The organism is Nocardioides sp. YIM 152588 (assembly GCF_040191335.1).
Lineage (GTDB): Bacteria > Actinomycetota > Actinomycetes > Propionibacteriales > Nocardioidaceae > Nocardioides.
On sequence record NZ_JBEGDJ010000011.1, the window covers coordinates 1 to 22,349 of the forward strand.

Here is a 22,349-nt window from a genome sequence, read left to right on the forward strand (position 1 = left end):
GGCCACGCCCGACGCGCCCGACCAGGCCGGCGCGGGGCGCGCCCGAGGAGCCGGCCCCGGACCAGGAGGCGACCCCGGCCTGAACCGGGCGCGAGCGGGTCAGGCGCTCGCGAGCGCCTCGGCCAGCCGGGTGCGCAGCGCGAGCATCGCGCGGGTGCGCAGCTGGCTGACCCGCGACTCGGTGACGTCGAGGATCATGCCGATCTCGCCGAGGGTGAACCCCTCGAAGAAGTAGAGCGCGATGACGATCCGGTCGCGCTCGGGCAGCCGGGCGACGGCGTCCATCAGCTCGGCCCGGGTGTCCTCGTCCTCGAACATCTCGTCCAGGTGCGGCGTGAAGTCGCCCAGGTTGGCCAGCTCCTCGTCGGCGGCCGCCGAGACCGACCGCGGCCGGGCGCGCGCCGCGCGCAGCTCGGCGACGGCGATCCCCACCTCGGCGGCGACCTCCTCGTCGGTCGGCGTCCGGTGCAGGCGCTGGCGCAGGGCCTCCCCCGCGCGGTCGATCTCGCGCTGCCGACCCCGCACCGAGCGCGGCACCCAGTCGGCGGCGCGGATGCTGTCGATGATGGCGCCGCGGATCCGGGTGACGGCGTAGGTGCGGAACTCCAGGCCGCGGTCCGGCTCGAACCGCTCGATGGCGTCCACCAGGCCGAGCACGCCCTCGGAGACCAGGTCCGCGGACTCGACGTTGGGCGGCAGGTCCGCACGGACCCGGCCCGCGGTGTACTTCACCAGCGGCGCGTAGCGCAGGATCAGCTGGTTGCGCAGCTCGGCCGATCCGGTACGCCGATAGTCGGCCCACAGCTCCGCCTCGGCCCCGTCGGTGCCGTCGATCGTGGTCTGCTCCATCCGTCCCGTCCTCCCCCGATCCGGTCAGGTCCGCCGCGGCGTGCGTCAGTCGTCGAGGAAGCGCAGCTCGCTGAGGACCTGCGCGGCACTGCGCACGTCCAGCACCGGCTCCACGGGGACCAGCGGCTCGACCTCCTCCAGCGGGGCGAACGAGACCAGCGGCTCGACCTCGACCACCGGCTCCCGGGCCGGTACGCCGGGGAGCGGCTCGGCCACGAGATCCTCGGCCGCGGGCTCCTCCTCGGCGACCTCGGCGACCTCGACGCCCTCGGCGACCTCGACGACCTCGGCCACCTCGGCGACGACCTCGGGCGAGGTCACGGGTGCAGGCTCCTCGCCCAGGCGGTCCCAGGAGTCGACCCGGGGCGCCGGCAGCTCGTCGTACGACTCCAGCTGGGGCACCACCAGGGGCAGCCGCTCGAACGGCGGCAGCCCGTCGATCGGCGACCCGCCCGCGACGGGCTCAGCCGTGACCGCCTCGACAGCGGACTCGGCGATCTCCTCGACGGCGGGCGCCGCGGCGACCCGCGTCCCGCTGCCGGCGGGGATGCCGAGCATCACCCGGGTCAGTGCGGCCAGGTCGTGCTGCAGGTCGGCGAAGCCACCACCGACAGTGTCCTGCTCCCAGATGACGTCGCTCATGTCTCGTCAGCTCCTCGCGGTCGGGAAGGCACCTGTCCAGTGACCTATCGGCCGGCGGCGGCGCCGGCTTGAGGGGTGCGGGACGGAAATCGCCCCCAAAAAGCACGGTGGCGCGCCGCCCGCGGGCGACGCGCCACCGTGGGCGGTCAGGATCAGGGATAGACCGTCGCCAGGGTCGCGCCGGCGCAGATGCCGCCGGTGGGCGCGGTGGTGCCGCTGGAGAGGCCGCCGGCGGAGGAGTCGTGCCAGAAGGTCTGCGAGCCGCCGGTGTTGGTGCCCTTGAGGCAGTAGCCGTTGGCGGTGACCGCGATCTGGATGACGTTGCCCGACGAGGGCTTGAAGCCGGCGGCGTCGAGCGTGGCCTTGGTCGCGCTGTAGCCGGCGCCGTCGGTGTAGACGGTCTCCTCGATGGTGGCCAGGGCCTTGAGGTCGGACTCGATGCCGGCGTCGACGGCCTTCTGGCGCTGGCTCAGGAAGGTCGGGATGGCGATCGCGGCCAGGATGCCGACGATCACGATCACGACCAGCAGCTCGATCAGCGTGAAGCCCTGGTCGCGTTCGGCCTCGGGCTTCCGCACGGTGTCCATCGTCATGGTTGTTCTCCTTGGGTCGGTGCTGCTCGGTGACACCGACCTCGGCGGGGTCCGGCTGGTGTCTCTCAGGGTGTGGATCGGCAGGGGGACCGGCCGACGTGAGGCGGACCGGTGAAATGGTGGGCGGCGGCCGCCGGCGGGGAACCGGCGACCGCCGCGCAGGGGACGGTGGGACGACCGCCCCAGACGGTGGGACGACCGTCAGCAGGTGCCCTTCGTGGCCTGGAGGCCGCCGTCGGCCGCGTCGTAGACCCACTGCTCGGTGGCGGTGGTGGTGCCGGCGCTGTTGTTGGCCGAGATGCAGAAGTCGCCGGCGGCCGGGGTGCCGCTGACGGTGAACGTGGTGGAGCTGTCGTTCTTCCAGCCCGCGCCCTCGAGGATCGCCTGCGTGAACGCCGTGGTGGACGTCGGGCTGTCGACCGTGATCGTCTCGGCGACGGTCGCGGCGCTCTTGAGGTCCGACTTCATGCCGGCGTCGACGGCCTTCTGCCGCTGGTTCAGGAAGACCGGGATCGCGATGGCGGCCAGGATGCCGACGATCACGATCACGACCAGGAGCTCGATCAGGGTGAAGCCCTGGTCCTTCTCGGTGGTGGACTGCTGGGGTCGTGCCATGAGGGTGTCTCCTCGCTCTGGTGCCCGAGTTCGTTGAGGCCGGACCGAGTCGCTCAGGCTGTTGACCTCGGCTCCGCTAGATGGATCGGCCCGCCACCGGGGCGACTTGAGCCGGGAAAGTAAAATGTCGGCCGCGCCGTCACCGGCCACCCCCGCGTCAGTAGCGCGGGACCAGCTCGCCGTACGTCTTGACACCCCAGGCGCTGCGCACGGGGTCGAGGAAGAACGGCGGCGGGGCGTAGCGCATCCGGGTGTCGTAGACGTACTTCTTCAGGTACCCGGTGGGCGAGGTGGTGCCGACCGGGCCCCGGAACCGCTGGGCGATGGTGCCGAAGAGGTTGATGTCCCCCAGCCGGTTGCCGAACTGGTACTGCTGCACGGTGAAGCTGTGCCGCAGCGTGAGGATGGCGGCGTTGATCTCGGGGTCGCTGAACGTCCCCGCGCTGTTGGGCCGGGAGATGTTGTCGCCGTCGCGACACTCCTTCTGGTACGAGCTGTAGTTCGTGCACCGGACGGGGTGGTAGATCTTCACCGACTCGTTGGCGATCAGGCCCAGCGCGTCCGTGCCGGTGCGCCCGCCGCTGTAGACGAGGTCCCCGGTGATCACGATGTTGTTCTCGGCCGCGATCGAGAGCCGGCCCTTGAGCGTGCCCTCGACGTAGACGGTCCCGTAGGTGCACTTCGCCTCGTCCAGCGTCTGGTTGAAGTCGCCGCTGGTGGTGCCGCCCGAGAGCGGGTAGTTGTTGCCGATCCAGCCGCCCGGGCACGCCCCGGTGCCGGGGTTCGTCTTCCCCGAGACCGGCGCCGTCTGCGTGGCCGGCACGTTCTGGACGTAGATCAGCTTGTCGTTCGGGATCGGGATCGAGGTCGAGCCGTTGAGCGGCACGGTGCCGCACCCGGACTTCACGCTGGTCGTCCACGGGCTCCACACCCGCATCGTGGACGGGGTGGTCCCGCTGCCGTTGCTGATCGTGATCCGGGTCGGACCCGTGTAGAGGCAGCCGGACGTGGACTGGCTCGGGTCGACGTACTGCTTGAGGTCGCCGATGCTCTCCGGCAGCTGCACCTCGTCGCGGTAGGCGATGCCCTTGGTGAAGGTCGGGTTCGGCGAGCCGTTGCGCCGGTAGCAGGTGCTCGGGTTGTTCTTGTTGCAGCTGGGCCACGACGTGGTGGTGATGCCGTTGAACTTGGGGGTCCCGTACATCAGCATCGCGTCGTTGGTGTGCAGGGGGCCGTCGATGACGTCGCCGGTGACGAAGTTGATGTCGCGGCAGTACGACGTGTCGCGGCCCTCGTAGTAGTACTTCGTGCAGCGGCTGATCGCGGTGGAGTTCTTGTAGCCGTAGATGGCCTCGTTCTCCGGGTCGATCGTCTCGTAGACGGTGTAGTAGAGGAACTCGCCGAAGCCGCCGCGCCGCATCCGCACCTGGATGGTGCGCACCTCGTTGCGCATCCGCCCGCTGACGGTCAGCACCACGGTGCCGTTCGAGGGCGTCGAGGTGGTGTTGACGTCGTAGTGGAACTGCGCGCCCTGTCCCCCGGGGACGTTCGCCCAGCCCACCGTCGTGGTGGCACCCCAGCCGCAGGTGTTGGTGCCGGCGCTCGGCCCCTGCAGCGCCGGGTTGGTGCAGTCGACGGTCTGCCAGTAGTTGTCGTTGGCGTTGAGCCGGGCGAGGTAGTCGGAGACGCCGGAGTCCGCGGCCAGCAGCGCCTGGTTCCAGTCCCCCGCGCTGGCGACCGTCCGGATCGTTCGGGTGGCGTAGGTCAGCGTGACCGTGAGCAGGCCGATCAGGATGCTCATCGTGGCCAGCACGACGAGCATCGCGTAGCCCCGGTCCCGGACCGGGCGGACGGCCGCGCTCACGTCGTGTCCGAGTCGTTGAGGACGTTCACGTCCGCGTTCGGCAGGGTGACCCGCTGGATCAGCGTCTGCGACGGGTGCCGGGTCTGGCCGGGCCGCAGCTGGATCGTGAGCGTCACGTCGATGCTGGCGACCTTGATCAGGTTGTCGCCGGAGATCGTGCCCGTCGGCAGGGCGTCCCCGTCGAAGTCGTAGTACCGGAACACCACGGGACCCACGGTCAGGTCCGGCAGCCCGCGGGCCAGCACCCGGCGGGTGAAGGTGCACCCGGAGGCGGTGATGTTGCAGAAGCTGTAGGAGCCGTCGCTGGCGATGATGGGCGGCACGGTGGTCTGGCGCAGCATCGAGGTGCCCGCTTTTGCCGGGTCGGCCATCGTCTCCAGGGTCACCAGGCTGGGCCCGCCGCCGGTGTTGTTGAGGTTGGCGTAGAACGACATCTGGCTGCTGTTGGCCTCGACGATCGCCGAGTCGGCGCAGTTCGTGCAGCCGGCGTCGTTGAGCTGGTCGGGCAGGACCGCCGTGCGGATCACCTTGGTCGACGCCGCCATCCCGACCTGCCCGGTGGTGATGTTGTCGGTGCGCGCCTCGGCGGCGTCGAACGTGCGGATCCCGACGACGGCGAACGAGCCGACGCCGCCCACCAGCAGCATGCTCAGCGCCATCGCCACCATCAGCTCGATCAGCGTCATGCCCTCGTCGCGGGGCCCGCTCACCGGCGCCGTCACGGCAGGCTCACCGTCTGCGGCCCGGCCGCCTTGGTCAGGGTGACGTCCGCGGTCGACGTACCGTCCGCGATGGTCCACCGGCCGTAGGGCAGGCTCGTCGCCAGTACGCCGCCGGCGGTGGTGCCCAGAGTGACGGTGATGTTCGAGCACGGGCTCTGCGGGTTGTCGATGCTCGGGTTCGAGGTCGCCGTGATCGTCCGGGCGCCGCTGCCGCGGTCGACCGTCAGCGGGGCCAGCGGCACGTCGACGCTGGTCGTCGCGCCGGGGTTCGCCGCCACGACCGGCTCGCGCGCCTCGCCCAGGTTGGCCGGGTCGTTGTCCAGGCAGCGGCCGGCCCACACCTCGTAGCCAGACGCGTAGGGCCACAGGTCGCCGACGGTGCGGGTGTTGCCCGTGCCGGTCCGCTCGACGCTGCCGGCGCTGGTCGTGAACATCAGCGGGATGGTGTTGGTCGCGGGCAGGGCGTAGCCGCTCTCGGTGGTGAACGTGACCGCGACCGACGCCGCCTGGTCGTAGGAGGCGCTGCCGCGCCAGAGCTGGCCGGCGGTGACGGTGACGGTGCGGACCGACGTGGCGTCGCCGTTCAGGTCGACGTAGCCGGGCCGGTCCATCGTCACGGTGTAGGTGCCGGGGGTGAGGAACGCGAAGAGCACGCAGCCGTCGGAGGCGGTGGAGCCGGTCCGGGTGCCGGACGGGCCGGTGATCGTCACCGGCTGCCCGCCGCGGGGCAGGCCGTCGCGGTCGATCACCTTCAGCCCGATGTGGCCGTCGGTGACCGAGTAGGTCCCCTTGAGCGGGGTGAGCACCGTGTTCATCCGGACCGGGCGTTCCTCGCCGCCCGGCCAGGTGACCTCCACCCGCACCCGCAGGTAGGCCAGCTCCTGGCTGGTCCCCTCGTCGCAGGTGGAGGCCGCCGACGACCCCACCGCGGACCACTGCGCGGTGCGGGTGACGGTGTAGGGCACGTTGTCGACGACCAGCGGGTCACCGTCGGTGCCGCCCGGGAACTGGTCGGGGTTGACCACCTGGTTGATCTCGACCTGGTCGGGCCCGCGCAGCAGCGAGTTGAAGGTGTCGGCGGTGATCGCCAGCTCGCGCGCGGCGAGGTTGAGCGCGGTGGTCCGGTAGGAGTTGTCGCGGGTGCTCTGCTGGGTCCAGGAGAGCAGCACCATGCTGGCCACGACGAGGACCACGAACAGGCCGAACGCGACGACGACCTCGATCAGGGTGAAGCCCCCGTCGCGCTGGTCCCGGTCGCGTCGGCCGACGCCGCTGGTGGTCATCGTCCGACGCTCACTTGATCAGGTCGAAGATCGAGAACATCGGCAGGTAGAGGCAGATGATCATGCCGCCGACGATGACGCCCAGGAAGGCGATCATCAGCGGCTCGATCAGCGCCGTCAGCGCCTCGGTGGTCGCCTCGACCTCCTCCTCGTACCACTGCGCGATCCGCTTGAGCATCTGGTCCACCGCGCCGGACTCCTCGCCGGAGGCGATCATCTGCACCACCATCGGCGGGAAGATCTCGTGCTCGGAGAGCGGACCGGCGATCGACTCACCGGTCGCCACGGACTTGCGGACGTCGAAGACCGCGTGCTCGACGACCTTCGAGCCGGTGGTGGACGAGACGATGTCGAGCGCCGAGAGGATCGGGACGCCCGAGGAGAGCAGGGTGCCGAGGTTCCGCGAGAACCTGGTCAGCGCGATCTTGGTGAACAGGTCGCCGAAGACCGGCGCCTTCAGCTTCAGCGGGTCGACGATCTCGCGCACGCCGTCGTCCTGGCCGTGGCGGCGCCACCAGGCGGTGAAGGCGATCAGCACGACGACGAAGATCGGCGCCCCGAACCGGACGAAGCCCGAGAGCGTCACCAGGATCCGGGTCGGCAGCGGCAGCGCCCCGCCGAGGTCGCGGAACATGTCCTCGAAGATCGGGACGATGAAGATCAGCATGCCGATGCACATCATGATCGCCATGCAGAAGACGACGACCGGGTAGGTCATCGCCGCCTTGATCTTGGAGCGCAGCTTCACCTCGGCCTCGAAGGTCTCCGCGACCTGCTTGAGCGCCACGTCCAGGAAGCCGCCGACCTCGCCGGCGCGGGTCATGCTCACCAGGAACGACGGGAAGGTACGCCGGTCCTCGGCGAACGCGCCGGACAGGCTCTGGCCGCCCTCGACCGACTTCTTCACCTCGTGCAGGGCGCGCCGCAGCTCCGGGTTCTCGACCTGGTCGGCGAGGATCGTCAGCCCGCGCATCAGGGTCAGGCCGGCGTCCACCATCGTGGCCAGCTGGCGCGCGAAGACCGCGAGGTCCTTCATCGTGACCCGCTTGCGGCCGAAGCTGAGCTCCCGCGCGAGGCCGACCCCGGCGATCTTCACCTCGAGCGGGACGTAGCCCATCGCGAGCAGCTTCTCGGCGACCGCGGTCTCCGAGTCGGCCTTGACCTTGCCCTGCCGGAACCGGCCCGCGGTGTCACGGACCTTGTAGGCGTACTGGATGCTCATGCGGCGCTCCCCTCCTGCGGCACCGGGTCAGGACCAGCCCTGCGAGTGGGCCGCGGCGACGCCGGGCGCCTTGCCGGCGTACGCGGTCCCCGGGGGGAGGCTCGCGCCCGAGCCGACGAGCGTCAGGAAGTCCTCCCGGTTGGCGCAGTGCTCCAGCCCGGCCTCGCGGGTGATCAGGCCCGACCGCACGTGCGCGGCCAGGTGCGCGTCGAGCGTCTGCATGCCCTCCCGGGCGCCGGACTGCAGGGCACCGGGGATCTGCGGCAGCTTGTCGTCGCGGATCATCGCCCGGATGCCCGGGTTGCAGACCATGATCTCCGCGGCCGGGATCCGCCCGGCACCGTCCACGGTCGGCACCAGCGTCTGGCAGACGACGCCCTGGAGGGTCGCGGCCAGCTGGGTGCGGATCTGCTGCTGCTGGTTGGCCGGGAAGACGTCGACGACGCGGCTGATGGTGTCCTGCGCGGACTGCGTGTGCAGGGTGGCCAGCACCAGGTGGCCGGTCTCCGCCGCCGTCAGCGCCACCGAGATGGTGTCGAGGTCGCGGAGCTCGCCGACCAGGATCACGTCCGGGTCCTGGCGCAGCACGTGCTTGAGCGCGTGCCGGAAGTCGTGGGTGTCGCCGCCGACCTCGCGCTGGTTGACCAGGCAGCCGCGGTGGGAGTGCAGGAACTCGATCGGGTCCTCGATCGTCATGATGTGGCCGCGCCGGGTCCGGTTGATCAGGTCGAGCATCGCGGCCAGCGTCGTCGACTTGCCCGAGCCGGTGGGCCCGGTGACCAGCACCATGCCGCGCTTGAGGCGGGCGAAGGAGTCCACCGACGGCGGCATGCCGAGGTCGGCCAGCGGCTTGATGTCCCACGGGATCAGCCGCATCACCGCGCCGACGCTCTCGCGCTGCCAGAACACGTTGACGCGGAACCGCGCCTGGCCCGGCACCGCGTAGGCGAAGTCGAGCTCGCGGGTGTCCTCGAACACCTTGCGCTGCCGCTCGGTCATCACCGCGTAGAGCCCGGCGCGCAGCAGGTCGGGCTTGAGCACCGCCTCGCCGGGCACCGGGGTCATCTCGCCGCGGATGCGGATGGTCGGCGGCGCGCCGACGGTGAGGTGCAGGTCGGAGCCGCCGAGCTCCTTGACCTTCAGCAGCAGCTCGTCCAGCGCGAGCTCCTGCTTCGGGCCGGCATGCGCCTGCGGGTCAGCCCACGACACGGAGTACCTCCTCGATCGATGTCTTGCCCTGCTCCACCTTCAGCCAGCCGTCCTCGCGCAGCGTCGCCATGCCCTGCCGGCGGGCGATCTTCGCGATCTCGTCGGTGGAGGCGCGGGTGACGGTGAGCCGCTCGATGTCCTCCGACATCGACATCACCTCGTGCAGCGCCAGCCGCCCGCGGTAGCCCGTGCCGGCGCACGAGGTGCAGCCGACCGGGCGGTAGATGTGGTCCACGTCGTCGCGGAGCTTGAAGCGCAGCGCCACCAGCTCCTCGTCGCTGGGCCGGTAGGCCTCGCGGCACCGCTCGCACAGCGACCGGCAGAGCCGCTGGCCCACCACCGCGTCCAGCGCGGAGCCGACCAGGAACGGCTCGATGCCCATCTCCACCAGCCGGGTCACCGCCGAGGGCGCGTCGTTGGTGTGCAGCGTGGAGAGCACCAGGTGACCGGTGAGGGAGGCCTCGATCGCGATCGTCGCGGTCTCCTGGTCGCGGATCTCACCGATGAGCACGATGTCGGGGTCCGAGCGCAGGATCGAGCGCAGCGCGGAGGCGAACGTGAGGCCGGCCTTGTTGTTGGTCTGCACCTGGTTGATGCCGGCGAGCCGGTACTCGACCGGGTCCTCGACGGTGATCACGTTGACGTGCGCCTGGTTGAGCACGTTCAGCGTCGCGTAGAGGGTGGTCGACTTGCCCGAGCCCGTCGGCCCGGTGACCAGGATCATCCCGTACGGCTTGTCGTAGGACTCGGCGAACCGCGCCAGGTTGGGCGCGCTGAACCCGAGGTCGCCGAGGTCGAGCCGGGTGTTGGTGTTGTCCAGGACTCGGGCCACGATCTTCTCGCCCCACACCGTCGGCAGCGTCGCGATCCGCAGGTCGATCGGCTGCCCGTGGTGGTTGACGGTGAGCCGGCCGTCCTGGGGGATGCGCCGCTCGGCGATGTCCATCTCGGCCATGATCTTGAGCCGGGAGACGACGCCGGCGTGGATGCTGCGCGGGGCCCGGTGGGCATCCTGCAGGACGCCGTCGATGCGGTAGCGCACCCGTACGTCGTGCTCGGTCGGCTCGATGTGGATGTCGGAGGCGCGGTCGGAGATCGCCTGCGAGATCAGCAGGGTGACGAACCGGACCACCGGCGCGTCGTCGGCGACCTCGGTGAACGAGTCGAGGTCGGGCTGCTCCTCCTTCACCGCCAGGTTGGAGGTGAGGTCGGCCAGCTCGCCCTCGGCCCGGTAGACCTGGTTGATCCGCTGCGCGATCTCCAGCCGGTTCCCGAGCACGAACCGCACGCGGCGGCCCGAGAGCCGGGCCACGTCGTCCTTGAGGTCGAGGTCCGAGAGCGCCCGCAGCGGCACCGCGACCACCAGCTCGGCGCCCGATCGGCTCAGCGGCAGCGCGTTGTAGCGGCGCGCGAACTCGCCGGGGATCAGCGAGGCGGCCGTGACGTCGACCGGGTAGTCGGTCAGGTCCACGTAGTCCACCCCGGCGGCGACCGCGGCCATCCGCAGCAGGGTGCGCATGTCCACCACGCCGTCGGCGAGCAGCGCGTCGAGGATCGAGACCTGCTCGACCTCCGCCGTCAGCCGGGCGCGGTCGAGCTGCTCGGGCGTGACCTCGCCATGGGCGAGCAGGGCGTCGACGGTCGCCGCGTGGTCGGTCTGGCTCATGGTCACCCCCTTTCCCGGCGGTGGAGGGTTCCTCCCGGTACCGGACATGTCGGCACGCGCTCACCCGGACTTGAGCGCCGTGTTCGGTCGGCCGCCTCCGATCGGCCCGTTCGGTCGGTGCCGTCAGGCGGAGAGCACCGTCAGTGCGCTGGCCGGGTCCCGGCGGTAGCGGACCATCAGCTCCGCTGTCGCCTCGTCGATCCGCTCGTGCAGTGCGGAGCGGTACGCCGTCAGCTGGCCCTCGGCGCCCCGCAGCCGTCGTACCGCCTCGTCGCGGCCGGCGTCGTCGGCCGGGACCATCCAGACCTCGTCCAGCACCGGCAGCTCCGGCAGGGGGTCCGCGACGCGGACCCGGTGCAGGGCCCGGCGGGCCTGGCCGGTGCCGGTGTCGCCCAGCGCGCGGGCGAGGTCGGTCAGCGAGAGCGACCCGCCACCCGCGCCGCCGGCCTCCAGCAGGTCGATCCGGGCGTGCACGAGCCGGCGCCAGTAGGAGACCCGCTCCTCCTCGTTGCGCAGGCAGCCGCGGTAGGAGCGGAGCTCGCCGAGGCTGAGCCCCTCCAGGTGCGGGGAGGGCTCCATCGGGACGGTGCGGCCGACGTTGCTGCGGACCTGTGCGGTGGTCACGACGCCCCCTGCAGGCTGGGCCGGCTCCCACCGTCCGGCTGCCACCCGGAGCGGCGCAGCATCACCGAGAAGTCGTGCGGGTTGCTGGCCGCCGCGAGCGCGTCCGGCACCTCGACCACCCCCGAGGTGACGAGCTGGAGGAGGTGCTGGTCGAAGGTGTGCATGCCGGAGTACTCGCCGGCGGCGAGGATGTCCGGGATCGCGCCGGTCTTGTCCGGGTCGGCCACGGCGTCGGCGAAGCGGGCGTCGCTGACGGCCACCTCGGTCACGCAGACCCGGCCGCGGCCGTCGGCGCGCCGGACCAGCCGCTGGCAGACCACGCCCTCCAGGGTGGTCGCGAGCGCCGCCCGCACGCGCGCCTGCTCGTGCGGCGGGAAGAAGTCGACGAGGCGCAGCACGGTCTCGCGCGCGTCCGTGGTGTGCATCGAGGCGAACACCGCGTGCCCGGTCTCGGCGGCCGAGAGCGCCGAGCGGACGGTGTCGCTGTCGCGCAGCTCGCCGATCAGGATCACGTCGGGGTCCTGCCGCATCGCCGCGCGCAGCGCGGAGGCCCAGTCCAGGGTGTCGCTGCCGAGCTCGCGCTGGGTGACCGTGGCGGTCTTGTTGCGGTGCAGGATCTCGATCGGGTCCTCGAGGGTCAGCACGTGCACCGACCGGCTCTCGTTGACCATGTCGATCATGCCGGCCAGCGTGGTGGTCTTGCCCGAGCCGGTCGGGCCGGTCACCAGCACCAGCCCCCGCGGGCGCAGCGCCAGCTCCGAGATCACCTCCGGCAGCCCGAGCTCGGCGAGCGTGGTCGGCGCGTCGCTGACCCGCCGCATCACGCAGCCCGCCTCGCCCATGGTGCGGAAGGCGTTGACGCGGAACCGGCCCAGCCCGGGAACGGCGACCGCGTAGTCGGCCTCGAACCGCTCCTCGAAGGTGGCCAGCGTGTCCGCGCTCATCGAGGCACGGACCAGGCCCTCGACCTCCGCGGCGTCGTAGGGCCGCTCGCCGACGGGCACCAGCGAGCCGGAGATCCGCAGCTTCGGCGTGGCGCCGGGGCGCAGGTGCAGGTCGGAGGCGCCGTTGCGGACCACGGCGTCGAGCAGCGACAGCAGCGCACCCGGGATCGCGCTCATACGGCCTCCTCCGCCTCCAGGGACTCCTCGCCCCGACGGACGGGACATCGGCCCACGCCCCCCGCACCTGAGGCGTGCGGGAATTTCTTCACCTTCGGGGTCAAGTGACGTGCCGAACCCGCCGATAGGCAACGGCAGGAGGACCGGGGCCGCACCGGCCCCGGACGGACGGATCGTGGGGGTGGCGATGGCACGCACCATGGTGGGACTCGACATCGGGAGCTCGGCGGTCCGCGCCGTCGCGCTGTCGACCGGCCGCGCGCCGAGCCTCGTCAGCGGCGGCGAGGTGCCACTACCGCCCGGAGCCGTCGAGGCCGGCAGCGTGAAGAGCGCACGCCAGGTCACCGAGGCCATCCGCACCCTCTGGCACGACCAGCGCCTCAAGACCAAGGACGTCCGGATCGGCGTCGGCAGCGGCTCGGTCCTGGTCCGCCAGCTCGAGCTGGACTGGATGCCCCCGGCGGACCTGAAGAAGGCGCTGCGCTTCCAGGTCGCCGACCTGCTGCCGGTCTCGGTCGACGACGCGAACATCGATCACCTCACGCTCGACGAGTACGAGCGGATGGACGACGACCTCGGCGCCCCCCGACGCTTCGTCAAGATCCTCCTCGTCGCCACCGCCCGCGGGGCGGTCGACGAGATGGTGCGGGCCGTGCAGGCCGCGGGCCTGCGGCCCCACGTCGCCGACCTGTCCGCGCTGGCGCTGGTGCGGGCCGCCGCCCGGGCGGGCGCCCGCGACGGCTCGCTCGCCGACGGTACGCCGGAGGCGATCATCGACGTCGGCGCGGACAAGATCGCCGTCGCCGTGCACAGCGGCGGGCGGCCGCACTTCGTCCGCGTCATCGCCGGCGTCGGCGGCTCGCTGCTCACCCAGGCGCTGGTCGACCGCTCCGGTCGGCCGTGGGCGGAGGCGGAGGAGCTCAAGCGGACGTGCCGGCTCCCGGCCCGGGTCCCCGCCGGGGCTCCCGACCCGCAGGCCGGCCGGCAGCTGGGGCAGGAGGAGCTCGTCGGTCGGCTCGTCCTCGACGGCGCGCGCCAGCTCGCCGCCGAGGTCCGCGCGACCCTGGACTTCCACACTGCGGCGCACCCCGAGCACACCCCCGAGCGGGTGCTGCTGACCGGTGGCGGCGCCGACCTGATCGGCCTCGACGAGCTGGTCGGCATGGCGCTGGACCTGCCGACGCAGCGCTTCGTGCCGGCCGACGTACTCCCCCGCCTGGTCTCCCGGCGCGGGGAGCGCGACCCACTCGCCGACGATCCGGGGATGCTGGTCCCGCTCGGCCTGGCGCTGGCGGGCACCGCATGAGCACCACGACATCGGCGGGGACACCGGCGGGCGGGAACCACGGGACCGAGGCGCCCGCGGAGCCCACCGTGCGCCGCGCGCCCAACAGCGCCAAGACCACTGCCAGGACCACCACCAGGACCACCACCAGGTCCGACGCCCCGAAGGGACGCCGGGCCGGGAAGCGCTCCACACGGAGGTCCGCGGCGAAGGACACCCACCAGAACGGCTCGGGCGTCAACCTGCTCTCGCCGTGGGTCTTCGAGCAGCTGCGGGTGCACCAGATGCGCCACCGCTTCCTGGCCGCAGGGCTGGTGCTGGTCGCGGTGATCGCGCTCGTGTGGACCGGGCTGCGGTTCAACCTCCACCGCGCCGAGGAGCAGCTGCGCGGCGAGGAGGCCGTCGGCCGCGGGTTGACCCAGCAGGCCAGCACGCTCGCCCCGGTCCGCCTCTACGTCGACGGCGTGCAGCGCCGCGTCGCCACCGGCCGGCTCGCGACCCAGGACGACGTGGCGTTCTCCACGATGCTCGACGGTCTCGGCGCGGCTCTGCCGCCCGGCGCGGCGGTCACCTCGCTCACCGTCGACCTGGTCACCGTCGAGGGCGCCGACGGCGCCGTGTGGGTGGACGACCCCGAGGACCCGGCGCACGGCCTCATCGCCACCGGGTGCCCCGGGCCCGACCCGTTCGCGACCACCACGGCGATCGCCTGCGTCACCGTGCAGGGCACGGCCACCTCCCGGGAGGTGGTGAGCGACCTCGTGGTCGCGCTCGACGAGAGCGGCCTGTTCGTGGACCCCTTCATCGACACGACGACCACCGGCGACGCCGTACAGGTCGACTTCTCCGGCTCCTTCGGGCTCTCCCCGAAGGCCTTCAGCCGGCGCTACGACTCGCTGGGCGACGAGCTGACGAAGGGAGCGGAGCAGTGAACCTTCGCACAGTCCCCGGGACCCTCGCGGTCGGCCTCGGCGCCCTCCTGCTCTTCCTCGCGGCGAGCTGGTTCCTGGCGATCGGGCCGGTCCTCGGCCAGACCTCCGACACCCGCGAGTCGATCGACCTGGCCCGGGACCGCAACGACGTCCTGCGGGCGCAGGTGGCGACGCTCAAGGCGCAGCAGGACGAGCTGCCCCGCTACCGCGCCGTCGCCGACCAGATGGCCGCCCTGTTCCCGCCCACGGCGGAGCAGCCGCGCTACTTCGCCGCGGTGCACGAGGCGGCCCGCAAGGCCGGCATCCCCGCCGACCAGGTCACCGCCCTCAACCCCTCGGCGCCCGAGCTGCTCGCCGCCGACGGCCGGGTGCTCGCCGTCGACGCGACCGCGACCGACGCCGAGGCGCCCACCGCCGAGGTGGGCGAGCAGGAGGTCTCGGTGAGCGTGCAGGGACGCTACGACCAGGTCCAGCGGTTCCTCGCCAACCTCGAGACGATGGAGCGCGCGTTCCTGGTCACCTCGGTGGGGCTGGAGGGCGGCGACGAGACCGGCGCCGGCGAGGTCACTGTGACCCTGCTCGGCAACACCTACGTGGCGACCCGGCTGCGCTACGACCCGCCCGCGACGGCGCCGGACCCGCAGTCGACCCAGTAGTCGATCCCACCGTCGGACCCGTCGCCGGGTCGCGGCTGCTCAGGTGACGGCACCACGGTGCCGACAAGCAGGGTGAGACCACCGACAGGAGCTCCCCATGTCTCTCGACGCACTCCCCCTCAGCACCACCACCGTCGTGGTCGGCGCCGTCCTCGGCGTCCTCGCCCTGATCTCGGTGGGGCTGCTGCTCGCCGCCCGCGCCCGGCAGCGGGAGGTCCACCTGGACGAGACGCCCGCGCCGCGGCGAGCCGCGTCCGGTGGCCGCGACCTGTCCCGCGCGGCCGCGGCCGAAGCACCCGAGGAGGAGGTGATCACGCCCGCCGCCACCCTGGCCTGGCTGGAGGCGCTGTCGGTCACCCCGCCCGCGTCGGTGACGGAGGACGAGGCGAGCGCAGGGGTCGACGCCGCAGACGATGCGGCGGAGCCCGTGGCAGGGGTCGACGTGGCGGAGCCCGTGGCCGAGGTGGACGTGGCGGAGCCCGAGCCCGAGCCCGACCCCGAGCCCGAGCACGCGTACCGGGACTGGGCGGGGGTCGGCGCGGAGGAGCACCGCGTCGCCGTACCGGACGACCTCAGCTCGCTGCGCCTGGACGCCGGACCGGTGATCGCCCTCGACGCCGACCTCGACGCCGACCCGGACGTGGCCCAGGAGGAGCCGCCGGCGACGGAGGACGCCCCGACCGAGGCCGTGGCGTCGGTGGGCTACGGCGACCTCTCGCTGCGGTACGCCGAGCAGGGCCGCCCGCGCGAGGCCGCGCTGGCCCAGTGGGCCGCCGACCTGCACGCCGCCGGCCCGCTGCTGGGCCGGGCGGCGCCGCTGCTGCCCGTGGCCCAGACGATGGCGACGTCGTCGAGCCACCGCGAGGCGGTCGGCGAGGCCCGCCGGGTCGCGCTGTCGATGATCCCCGAGGAGGCCGCAGCCGCGTTCGCCCCCGCCGACCACCTCGCCGACGGCCCCGTGCGCGAGCCGATCCGGCTGCCGCGCCACCAGGCCGACGTGACCGAGCTGCTGGAGCACGCGGAGGAGCGGATGTCCGCCGCCCGCGAGGCCGAGCCCGACGACCAGCGGGCCGCCCGCGAGCACGCCCGGGACGCTGACCTGGCGTCGTTCGAGGCGATGCTGCTGGAGTCGGCGCTGCGCTGCGGCGACACCGGGCTGGTCACCGTCGGCCTGCGCCGGGACCTCGCCGCGCTGGTGCTCGACACCAGCGACGAGGCGACCGCGGCCGACGTGGAGACGCTGGACGCCGCGGTGGACCGGGTCCGCGCCGCGCTGCGCGGCATCGCCGAGCCGCACGAGCTCGACGCGCTCGAGGTCGCCTTCGTCCCGCTCGCCGCCTCGTGAGCGTGGCCCGATGAGCGGCACGGTGCCCGTGGCCCTCTGGGTCGGCCTGGTCGGCGTCGCGGGCACCCTGATCGGGTCGTTCCTCAATGTGGTGGTGCACCGGGTGCCGGCCGGGCTGTCGGTGGTCAGCCCCGGCTCCGCGTGCCCGAGCTGCGGGCACGCCGTACGCGGCCGTGACAACGTGCCGGTGCTCTCCTGGCTGGCGCTGCGCGGACGGTGCCGCGACTGCCGCACCCCGATCCCGGTCCGGTACCCGCTCGTCGAGGCCGGCACCGGCCTCCTCTTCGTGTTGGTCTCGCTGCGGCTCGAGGCCACCGGGGAGCTCTCCGCGCTGGCCGCGTGCCTCGTGGTCGCCGCGGCCGGGGTGGCGCTGGCGCTGATCGACCTCGAGCACGGTCGGCTGCCGTTCTCGATCACCGGCGTGGCCGCCGTGCTGGCCGTGCTCGCGCTCGCGCTGGGCTGGTGGGGCGGCGACGGCGTCGAGCCCGTCGTGGTGGTCGCCTCCGCGGCGATCTGGGTCGCCGTGTACGGCGGCCTGCGGATCCTCACCCGCGGCCGCGGGATGGGCCTGGGCGACGTGGCGCTGGCGCCGCTGCTCGGCGCGGTCCTCGGCGCCCTCGGCGCGGGACCCGCGCTGGTCGGCCTCGCCGCGGGCTTCATCCTCGGCGCCCTGGTCGGCGTGGCACTGATGGCGACCGGCCGCGCCCGCCGCGGCACCCGCATCCCCTACGGCCCCTTCATGCTCGCCGGCGCCGCGCTGGCCGTCTTCGCGGGCGACCAGATCGCGTCGGCGTACCTGACCCTCGTCGGCCTCTCCTAGCGCGAACAGGGGCTCAGGGCAGCCCGAACCGGGGGTCAGGGCAGGCCGAACCGGGGCTCGGGGCAGGCCGAACCGGGGGTCAGGGCGGGGCGAACCGGGGGTCGAGGCAGCGCCGTGGCCTATGTACCTGTTCGGCGCGGCCCAAGCCCCTGTTCGGCGTGGCCTGAGTGCCTGTTCGGCGTGGCCCGAGCCCCTGTTCGGCGCGGCCCAAGCCCCTGTTCGGCGTGGCCTGAGTGCCTGTTCGGCGTCAGTCGGGTTCGGGCTCGAGCCAGCCGCGGAACGCCTCGAGGTTCTTCGTGGACTCCCCGCGCAGCTGGCGCCACTCCCACTCCTTGCGGATGGAGGACTCGAAGCCGAGCTCGAGGATGGTGTTGAAGGACTCGTCGGCCGAGGTCAGCACCGAGCCGAGCAGCCGGTCGAGGTCCTCGGGGTTGGCGGCGGAGAGCGGCAGCCGGCCGTCGAGGTAGATGTCGCCGTGGTGGTCGATCGCGAACGCGACGCCGAACATCTTGAGGTTCCGCTCGAGCAGCCAGCGGTAGACCCGTTCGTGCTCCTCGTCGGGGCGGCGACAGACGAAGGCGTGCACGGCCAGCGAGTGCGGGCCGACGTCGATCCGGACCGGGGTCTGCAGCTTGCGCTCACCGGGCAGCGAGAACGAGAACAGGTGCGGCTCGACCTCGTCGAAGTCGATCCCCGCCTCGGTCAGGTGCTCGCGGACGGCGCGGGCGGCCTCCTCGCTCACGCGACGACCTCCGCGCGGGTGGCCGCCGCGGCGCGGGCGTAGATGCTCAGGGTCTGGTCCGCGGTGGCGTCCCAGGTGAACGACTCGGCCTGCGCGAGCGCGCCGGCGGCGAGCCGGTCCCGCAGCGCCGGGTCGGCCAGGACCCGCTCCAGGGCGGCCGACCAGTCGCGGGTCTCGTGACCGTCGACGAGCAGGCCGCTGCGGCCGTGGTCGACGACGGTGGTCAGACCGCCGACGGCGGCGGCCACGACGGGCGCACCGCAGGCCTGGGCCTCGGCGGCGACCAGCCCGAACGACTCGTTGTACGACGGCACGGCCACCACGCTCGCGGCGGCGAACCACCCCGCGAGCTCGGTCTGCGCCACCGGCGGCACGAACCGCACCACGTCCGTGATGTCCAGCCGCGCGGCCAGGTCCGCCAGCTCGGTGGGCCGCTCCAGGCCGGAGCCGGAGGGGCCGCCGACGATCGGCACGATGAGCCGGGAGCGCAGGTCGGGGCGACGGCGTACCAGGTCGGCGACGGCCTTGAGCAGCACGTCGGGGGCCTTGAGCGGCTGGATGCGGCCGGCGAAGAGGACCACCAGCGCGTCCTCGGGGATGCCGCGCTCGGCGCGCACGGCGCGCTGCTCGTACGGCCGGAAGACGGTGACGTCGACGCCCGGGTGGACCACCTCGACGCGGTCCGGCGCAGCGTCGTAGAGGCCGGTGAGCTGGGCGGCCTCGAGGTCGGTGTTGGCGATCAGCACGTCGGATGCCTCGACGACCTGCTCCTCGCCGATCACGCGCGCGGCCGGCTCGGGGGTGTCGCCCTCGGCGAGCGCGAGGTTCTTGACCTTCGCCATGGTGTGCATCGAGTGCACGAGCGGCACGCCCCAGCGGTCGCTGGCCAGCGCGCCGACCTGGCCGGAGAGCCAGTAGTGGGAGTGCACCAGGTCGTAGTGGCCCAGCGGCTGCGCGGCCTCGGCGCGCAGGACCTCGCGAGCGAAGACGCAGAGCTGGCCGGGCAGCTCGTCCTTGGTCAGCCCCTCGAACGGGCCGGCGTGGACGTTGTGCACGGTGACGCCGTCCTCGACGCGGCCGGTGCGCGGGTCGAGCAGCGGCACGGTGGGCGGCAGGGAGGAGCGGGTGGCGCGGGTGAAGACGTCGACCTCGATGCCGCGGCGGGCCAGGCGGCGGGCCACCTCGACGACGTACACGTTCATGCCGCCGGCGTCGCCCGTTCCGGGCTGGTCCAGCGGCGAGGTGTGCAGGCAGATCATCGCCAGTCGCCGGATCGGTCGGTCGGCGACCAGCGTCCTCACCGTCATCACACTCCTGTCCTCCCGCGCGTCGGCATCGGTGCTGCGGGCCTCGGGGTTAAACGACCGGGCCTCGCCGGATCATTCCCGGTCAGCACGAAACAAACTGTCGGGTTGCACACATTGGGGGTTGCGGAGTGACGTGGCAGCCCGTGGGGGGTGGCGGGTCGTGTGTCTCAGGCTTCACTTGCGTCACCGCGGACAGGCACTTCGGTCACTTGTCAGGCGTTGCATTGCCCGTCAAGTGCATGAATCACCGGTCGACCGGTGATTCATGCACCACCCGCGACTCACCCCAGCGCGCGATCCAGCGCCGCCTCGACGTGCAGCGTCGTGCACCCGAAGACGGGGATCTCGGAGTCGGCCTGCTTGACCAGCAGCTCCAGCTCCGAGCAGCCGAGGATGACGCCACCGGCGCCGGCGTCCCACAGCTCGGAGATCATCGAGACCACCGCGCGGCGGGAGTCGTCGAGCACCTTCCCGTGCACGAGCTCGTCGTAGATGATCCGGTTCAGCTCGTCGTGGTGCTGCGTGCCCGGCACCTGCACGGCGAGCCCGTGGGAGGCGATGCGGTCGGTGAAGAACGACCGGGACATCGCGAACCTCGTGCCGAGCAGGGCCACCGACTCCACCCCCTCGGCCACGGCGGACTCGGCGACCACGTCGGCCAGGTGCAGCAGCGGGATGTCGACGGCGTCCTGGACCTGGTCGGCGACGCGGTGGAACGTCGTGGTGCAGAGCATCAGGAAGTCGGCACCGGCGCGCTCGACCGAGCGGCCCGCCTCGGCCAGGATCGCGGCGACCGCGTCCCAGTCCTCCGCCTCCTGCAGCGCGGTGACCTCGGCGAACTCCACCGACGCCATCATCGTGCGCGCCGAGTGCAGCCCTCCCAACCGCCGCTCGACTCCGCGGTTGAGCAGCTCGTAGTAGGCCGCGCTGCTCTCCCAGGACATCCCGCCGATGAGGCCGATCGTCTGCATGCGCGCAGTCTCCCCCGCCCCCGGCCGGCGGACAAGTGACGCGCCCACCAGCCGTACGACGTCAGCCCGCGCACCCTCAGACGGTCGCCGCGGCCTCGCCGGTCTGCACGCCCCACAGCGCCGCGTAGGCGCCGCCGAGCGCGACCAGCTCCTCGTGCGTGCCGGCCTCGATCACCCGGCCGGCGTCGAGGACGTGGATCCGGTGCGCGTGCCGCACGGTGGAGAGGCGGTGGGCGACGACGATCGTGGTGCACCGCTCGCCGGCCCGGCGCAGCGACGTCTGGATGGCGGCCTCGGTCTCGTTGTCGACGGCGCTGGTGGCCTCGTCGAGCACCAGGATCGCGGGGTCGCGCAGCAGCGCGCGGGCCAGCGCGATCCGCTGCCGCTGGCCGCCGGACAGGGTGACGCCCCGCTCTCCGACCCAGGTCTCGTAGCCGTCCGGCAGCCCGTCCACGAACGACCCGATCGCCGCCGCCTCGGCGGCCGCCCGGATCTCCTCCGCCGAGGCGGATGGGCGACCGTAGGCGATGTTCTCCGCGACCGTGCCGGCGAAGAGGTACACGTCCTGGGAGACGTAGCCCATCGAGCCGCGCAGCGAGTCCCAGTCGAGCTCGCGCACGTCGGTCCCGTCGAGCAGCACCGCGCCCTCCCGCGGGTCGGCGAACCGCAGCACCAGCCGCAGCAGCGAGGACTTGCCGGCGCCGGTGGAGCCGACGATCGCGTGGGTCTCCCCGGCCGGTACGACGAGGTCGATGCCATGCAGCACGTCCGGCCCGTCGGCGTACCCGGCGCGCACCCCGACCAGCTCGATCCGGCCGGCGGCCGACCGTCCCAGCGACACCGAGCCGGCGGGCGTGGCCACCGGCTCCTCGAGGAGCGCGAGGATGCGGCCGGCCGAGGCGCGGCCGCGCTGGTAGAGGTCGAGCACGGTGGCGACGTCGGTCAGCGGCCACAGCAGCCGCTGGGTCATGAAGACCAGCACCGAGTAGAGGCCGACCTCGAGCTCGCCGTCGAGGGTCGCCCAGCCGCCGAGCAGGAGCGTGCAGGTGAAGCCGGCGAGGATCGCCATCCGCACCAGCGGCACGAACGCGGCGGAGGACCGGATCGCGGCGACGTTGGCGTCCCGGTAGGCCGCGGAGGCCCCCTCGACGCGCCGCCGCTCGCGCTCCTCGGCGGTGAACGCCTTGATGGTCGCGATACCGCCGAGGTTCGCCGACAGCACCCCGGAGAGGTCCGCGACGGTGGCGCGCACCCGCTGGTAGAGCGGCTCCAGCCGCCGCTGGAAGACCAGCGAGCCCGCGATGATCAGCGGGATCGGCAGGAACGCGAAGAGCAGCAGCTGCCAGGAGGCGACGGCGAAGATCGCGCCGACCAGGACGACGTTGAGCGCGGTCTGCAGGATCGCGGAGGCGCCCACGTCGAGGAACCGCTCGAGCTGGTTGACGTCGTCGTTGAGGGTCGCCAGCGTCGAGCCGGCCGGGCGCGACTCGTGCCAGCCGAGGTCGAGGTGCTGCGCGTGGTCGTAGGCCTCGACCCGCAGGGCGTGCTCGACACCCTGGGCGAGGCCGCGCCACAGCAGCGCGGCGACGTACTCGCTCGCCGACTCGACCACCCAGACCACCACGTTGATCGCCGCCAGCCACGCCAGCTGGGAGTACCGGGACTCGACGCCGAGCAGGTCGGCGACGAAGGAGTCCGCGCCGCGCACCACGACGTCGACGGCGGCGCCGATGAGCAGCTCGGGCATCACGTCGGCGACCTTGTTGACCGTGGTCATCACGAGGGCCAGCACGAAGCGGCCGCGGAAGCGGCGGTAGCGCTGCCACAGCGCGGTCAGCGGTCGGTCGGCGGCCGCGGCGGCGGTCATCGGGGTCTCCTCAT

General features: G+C 72.7%; 21 protein-coding genes. 5 read left to right on the plus strand and 16 right to left on the minus strand.

The features are described 5' to 3' along the window. Nucleotides 1–99: 99 nt before the first annotated feature. From ABLM29_RS07765 to ABLM29_RS07820, 12 genes are all read right to left on the minus strand, one after another. On the minus strand, nucleotides 100–849 hold the full coding sequence (locus ABLM29_RS07765; RefSeq protein ID WP_349713488.1) for a FliA/WhiG family RNA polymerase sigma factor: 750 nt from the start codon (nucleotides 847–849) through the stop codon (nucleotides 100–102). A 45-nt stretch (nucleotides 850–894) separates the two neighbouring features. Then, on the minus strand, nucleotides 895–1,491 hold the full coding sequence (locus ABLM29_RS07770) for a hypothetical protein (protein WP_349713489.1): 597 nt from the start codon (nucleotides 1,489–1,491) through the stop codon (nucleotides 895–897). Between the two features lie 152 nt (nucleotides 1,492–1,643). Next, on the minus strand, nucleotides 1,644–2,084 hold the full coding sequence (locus ABLM29_RS07775) for a type IV pilin protein (protein WP_349713490.1): 441 nt from the start codon (nucleotides 2,082–2,084) through the stop codon (nucleotides 1,644–1,646). Nucleotides 2,085–2,285: 201 nt separating this feature from the next. Next, nucleotides 2,286–2,699, minus strand: coding sequence for a type IV pilin protein (locus ABLM29_RS07780; protein ID WP_349713491.1), 414 nt, complete (start codon nucleotides 2,697–2,699; stop codon nucleotides 2,286–2,288). Nucleotides 2,700–2,856: 157 nt separating this feature from the next. Beyond that, nucleotides 2,857–4,563, minus strand: a complete 1,707-nt coding sequence (locus ABLM29_RS07785; RefSeq protein WP_349713492.1) for a hypothetical protein — start codon at nucleotides 4,561–4,563, stop codon at nucleotides 2,857–2,859. Further along, nucleotides 4,560–5,273 (minus strand): PilW family protein, encoded by a 714-nt coding sequence (locus ABLM29_RS07790; protein ID WP_349713493.1) that lies wholly within the window; start codon nucleotides 5,271–5,273, stop codon nucleotides 4,560–4,562. Before ABLM29_RS07790 ends, ABLM29_RS07785 begins: the two co-directional genes overlap by 4 nt. An 8-nt stretch (nucleotides 5,274–5,281) precedes the next feature. Beyond that, on the minus strand, nucleotides 5,282–6,568 hold the full coding sequence (locus ABLM29_RS07795) for a prepilin-type N-terminal cleavage/methylation domain-containing protein (RefSeq protein WP_349713494.1): 1,287 nt from the start codon (nucleotides 6,566–6,568) through the stop codon (nucleotides 5,282–5,284). 10 nt (nucleotides 6,569–6,578) lie between these two features. Beyond that, complete coding sequence (locus ABLM29_RS07800) at nucleotides 6,579–7,790, minus strand: type II secretion system F family protein (protein ID WP_349713495.1); 1,212 nt, start codon at nucleotides 7,788–7,790, stop codon at nucleotides 6,579–6,581. A gap of 27 nt (nucleotides 7,791–7,817) precedes the next feature. Then, nucleotides 7,818–8,999, minus strand: coding sequence for a type IV pilus twitching motility protein PilT (locus ABLM29_RS07805; protein WP_349713496.1), 1,182 nt, complete (start codon nucleotides 8,997–8,999; stop codon nucleotides 7,818–7,820). Next, the gene (locus tag ABLM29_RS07810; protein ID WP_349713497.1) at nucleotides 8,986–10,665 is read right to left on the minus strand and encodes a GspE/PulE family protein; all 1,680 of its coding nucleotides are present in this window, start codon (nucleotides 10,663–10,665) and stop codon (nucleotides 8,986–8,988) included. The genes ABLM29_RS07805 and ABLM29_RS07810 overlap by 14 nt, the downstream gene beginning before the upstream one ends. Nucleotides 10,666–10,788: 123 nt before the next feature. Next, nucleotides 10,789–11,289 (minus strand): RsiG family protein, encoded by a 501-nt coding sequence (locus ABLM29_RS07815; protein WP_349713498.1) that lies wholly within the window; start codon nucleotides 11,287–11,289, stop codon nucleotides 10,789–10,791. Then, complete coding sequence (locus tag ABLM29_RS07820; RefSeq protein WP_349713499.1) at nucleotides 11,286–12,410, minus strand: type IV pilus twitching motility protein PilT; 1,125 nt, start codon at nucleotides 12,408–12,410, stop codon at nucleotides 11,286–11,288. Before ABLM29_RS07820 ends, ABLM29_RS07815 begins: the two co-directional genes overlap by 4 nt. A gap of 187 nt (nucleotides 12,411–12,597) precedes the next feature. Here ABLM29_RS07820 and pilM point away from each other — a divergent pair, with 187 nt between their 5' ends. From pilM to ABLM29_RS07845, 5 genes are all read left to right on the plus strand, one after another. Beyond that, the gene (gene pilM, locus ABLM29_RS07825) at nucleotides 12,598–13,716 is read left to right on the plus strand and encodes a type IV pilus assembly protein PilM (protein WP_349713500.1); all 1,119 of its coding nucleotides are present in this window, start codon (nucleotides 12,598–12,600) and stop codon (nucleotides 13,714–13,716) included. Then, the gene (locus tag ABLM29_RS07830; protein WP_349713501.1) at nucleotides 13,713–14,627 is read left to right on the plus strand and encodes a PilN family protein; all 915 of its coding nucleotides are present in this window, start codon (nucleotides 13,713–13,715) and stop codon (nucleotides 14,625–14,627) included. The genes pilM and ABLM29_RS07830 overlap by 4 nt, the downstream gene beginning before the upstream one ends. Further along, nucleotides 14,624–15,283: a type 4a pilus biogenesis protein PilO gene (locus ABLM29_RS07835; protein ID WP_349713502.1), complete on the plus strand. Its 660-nt coding sequence runs from the start codon at nucleotides 14,624–14,626 to the stop codon at nucleotides 15,281–15,283. Before ABLM29_RS07830 ends, ABLM29_RS07835 begins: the two co-directional genes overlap by 4 nt. Nucleotides 15,284–15,380: 97 nt before the next feature. Further along, the gene (locus ABLM29_RS07840) at nucleotides 15,381–16,628 is read left to right on the plus strand and encodes a hypothetical protein (protein WP_349713503.1); all 1,248 of its coding nucleotides are present in this window, start codon (nucleotides 15,381–15,383) and stop codon (nucleotides 16,626–16,628) included. A gap of 10 nt (nucleotides 16,629–16,638) precedes the next feature. After that, nucleotides 16,639–17,448: a prepilin peptidase gene (locus tag ABLM29_RS07845; protein WP_349713504.1), complete on the plus strand. Its 810-nt coding sequence runs from the start codon at nucleotides 16,639–16,641 to the stop codon at nucleotides 17,446–17,448. A gap of 247 nt (nucleotides 17,449–17,695) precedes the next feature. Here the strand turns inward: ABLM29_RS07845 and ABLM29_RS07850 are convergent, their stop codons facing one another. From ABLM29_RS07850 to ABLM29_RS07865, 4 genes are all read right to left on the minus strand, one after another. After that, on the minus strand, nucleotides 17,696–18,190 hold the full coding sequence (locus ABLM29_RS07850) for a type III secretion system chaperone family protein (RefSeq protein WP_349713505.1): 495 nt from the start codon (nucleotides 18,188–18,190) through the stop codon (nucleotides 17,696–17,698). Next, complete coding sequence (gene mshA / locus ABLM29_RS07855) at nucleotides 18,187–19,497, minus strand: D-inositol-3-phosphate glycosyltransferase (RefSeq protein WP_349713506.1); 1,311 nt, start codon at nucleotides 19,495–19,497, stop codon at nucleotides 18,187–18,189. Before mshA ends, ABLM29_RS07850 begins: the two co-directional genes overlap by 4 nt. A gap of 281 nt (nucleotides 19,498–19,778) precedes the next feature. After that, complete coding sequence (locus tag ABLM29_RS07860) at nucleotides 19,779–20,468, minus strand: aspartate/glutamate racemase family protein (RefSeq protein ID WP_349713508.1); 690 nt, start codon at nucleotides 20,466–20,468, stop codon at nucleotides 19,779–19,781. 76 nt (nucleotides 20,469–20,544) lie between these two features. Next, the gene (locus tag ABLM29_RS07865; RefSeq protein WP_349713510.1) at nucleotides 20,545–22,335 is read right to left on the minus strand and encodes an ABC transporter ATP-binding protein; all 1,791 of its coding nucleotides are present in this window, start codon (nucleotides 22,333–22,335) and stop codon (nucleotides 20,545–20,547) included. Nucleotides 22,336–22,349 lie beyond the last annotated feature (14 nt).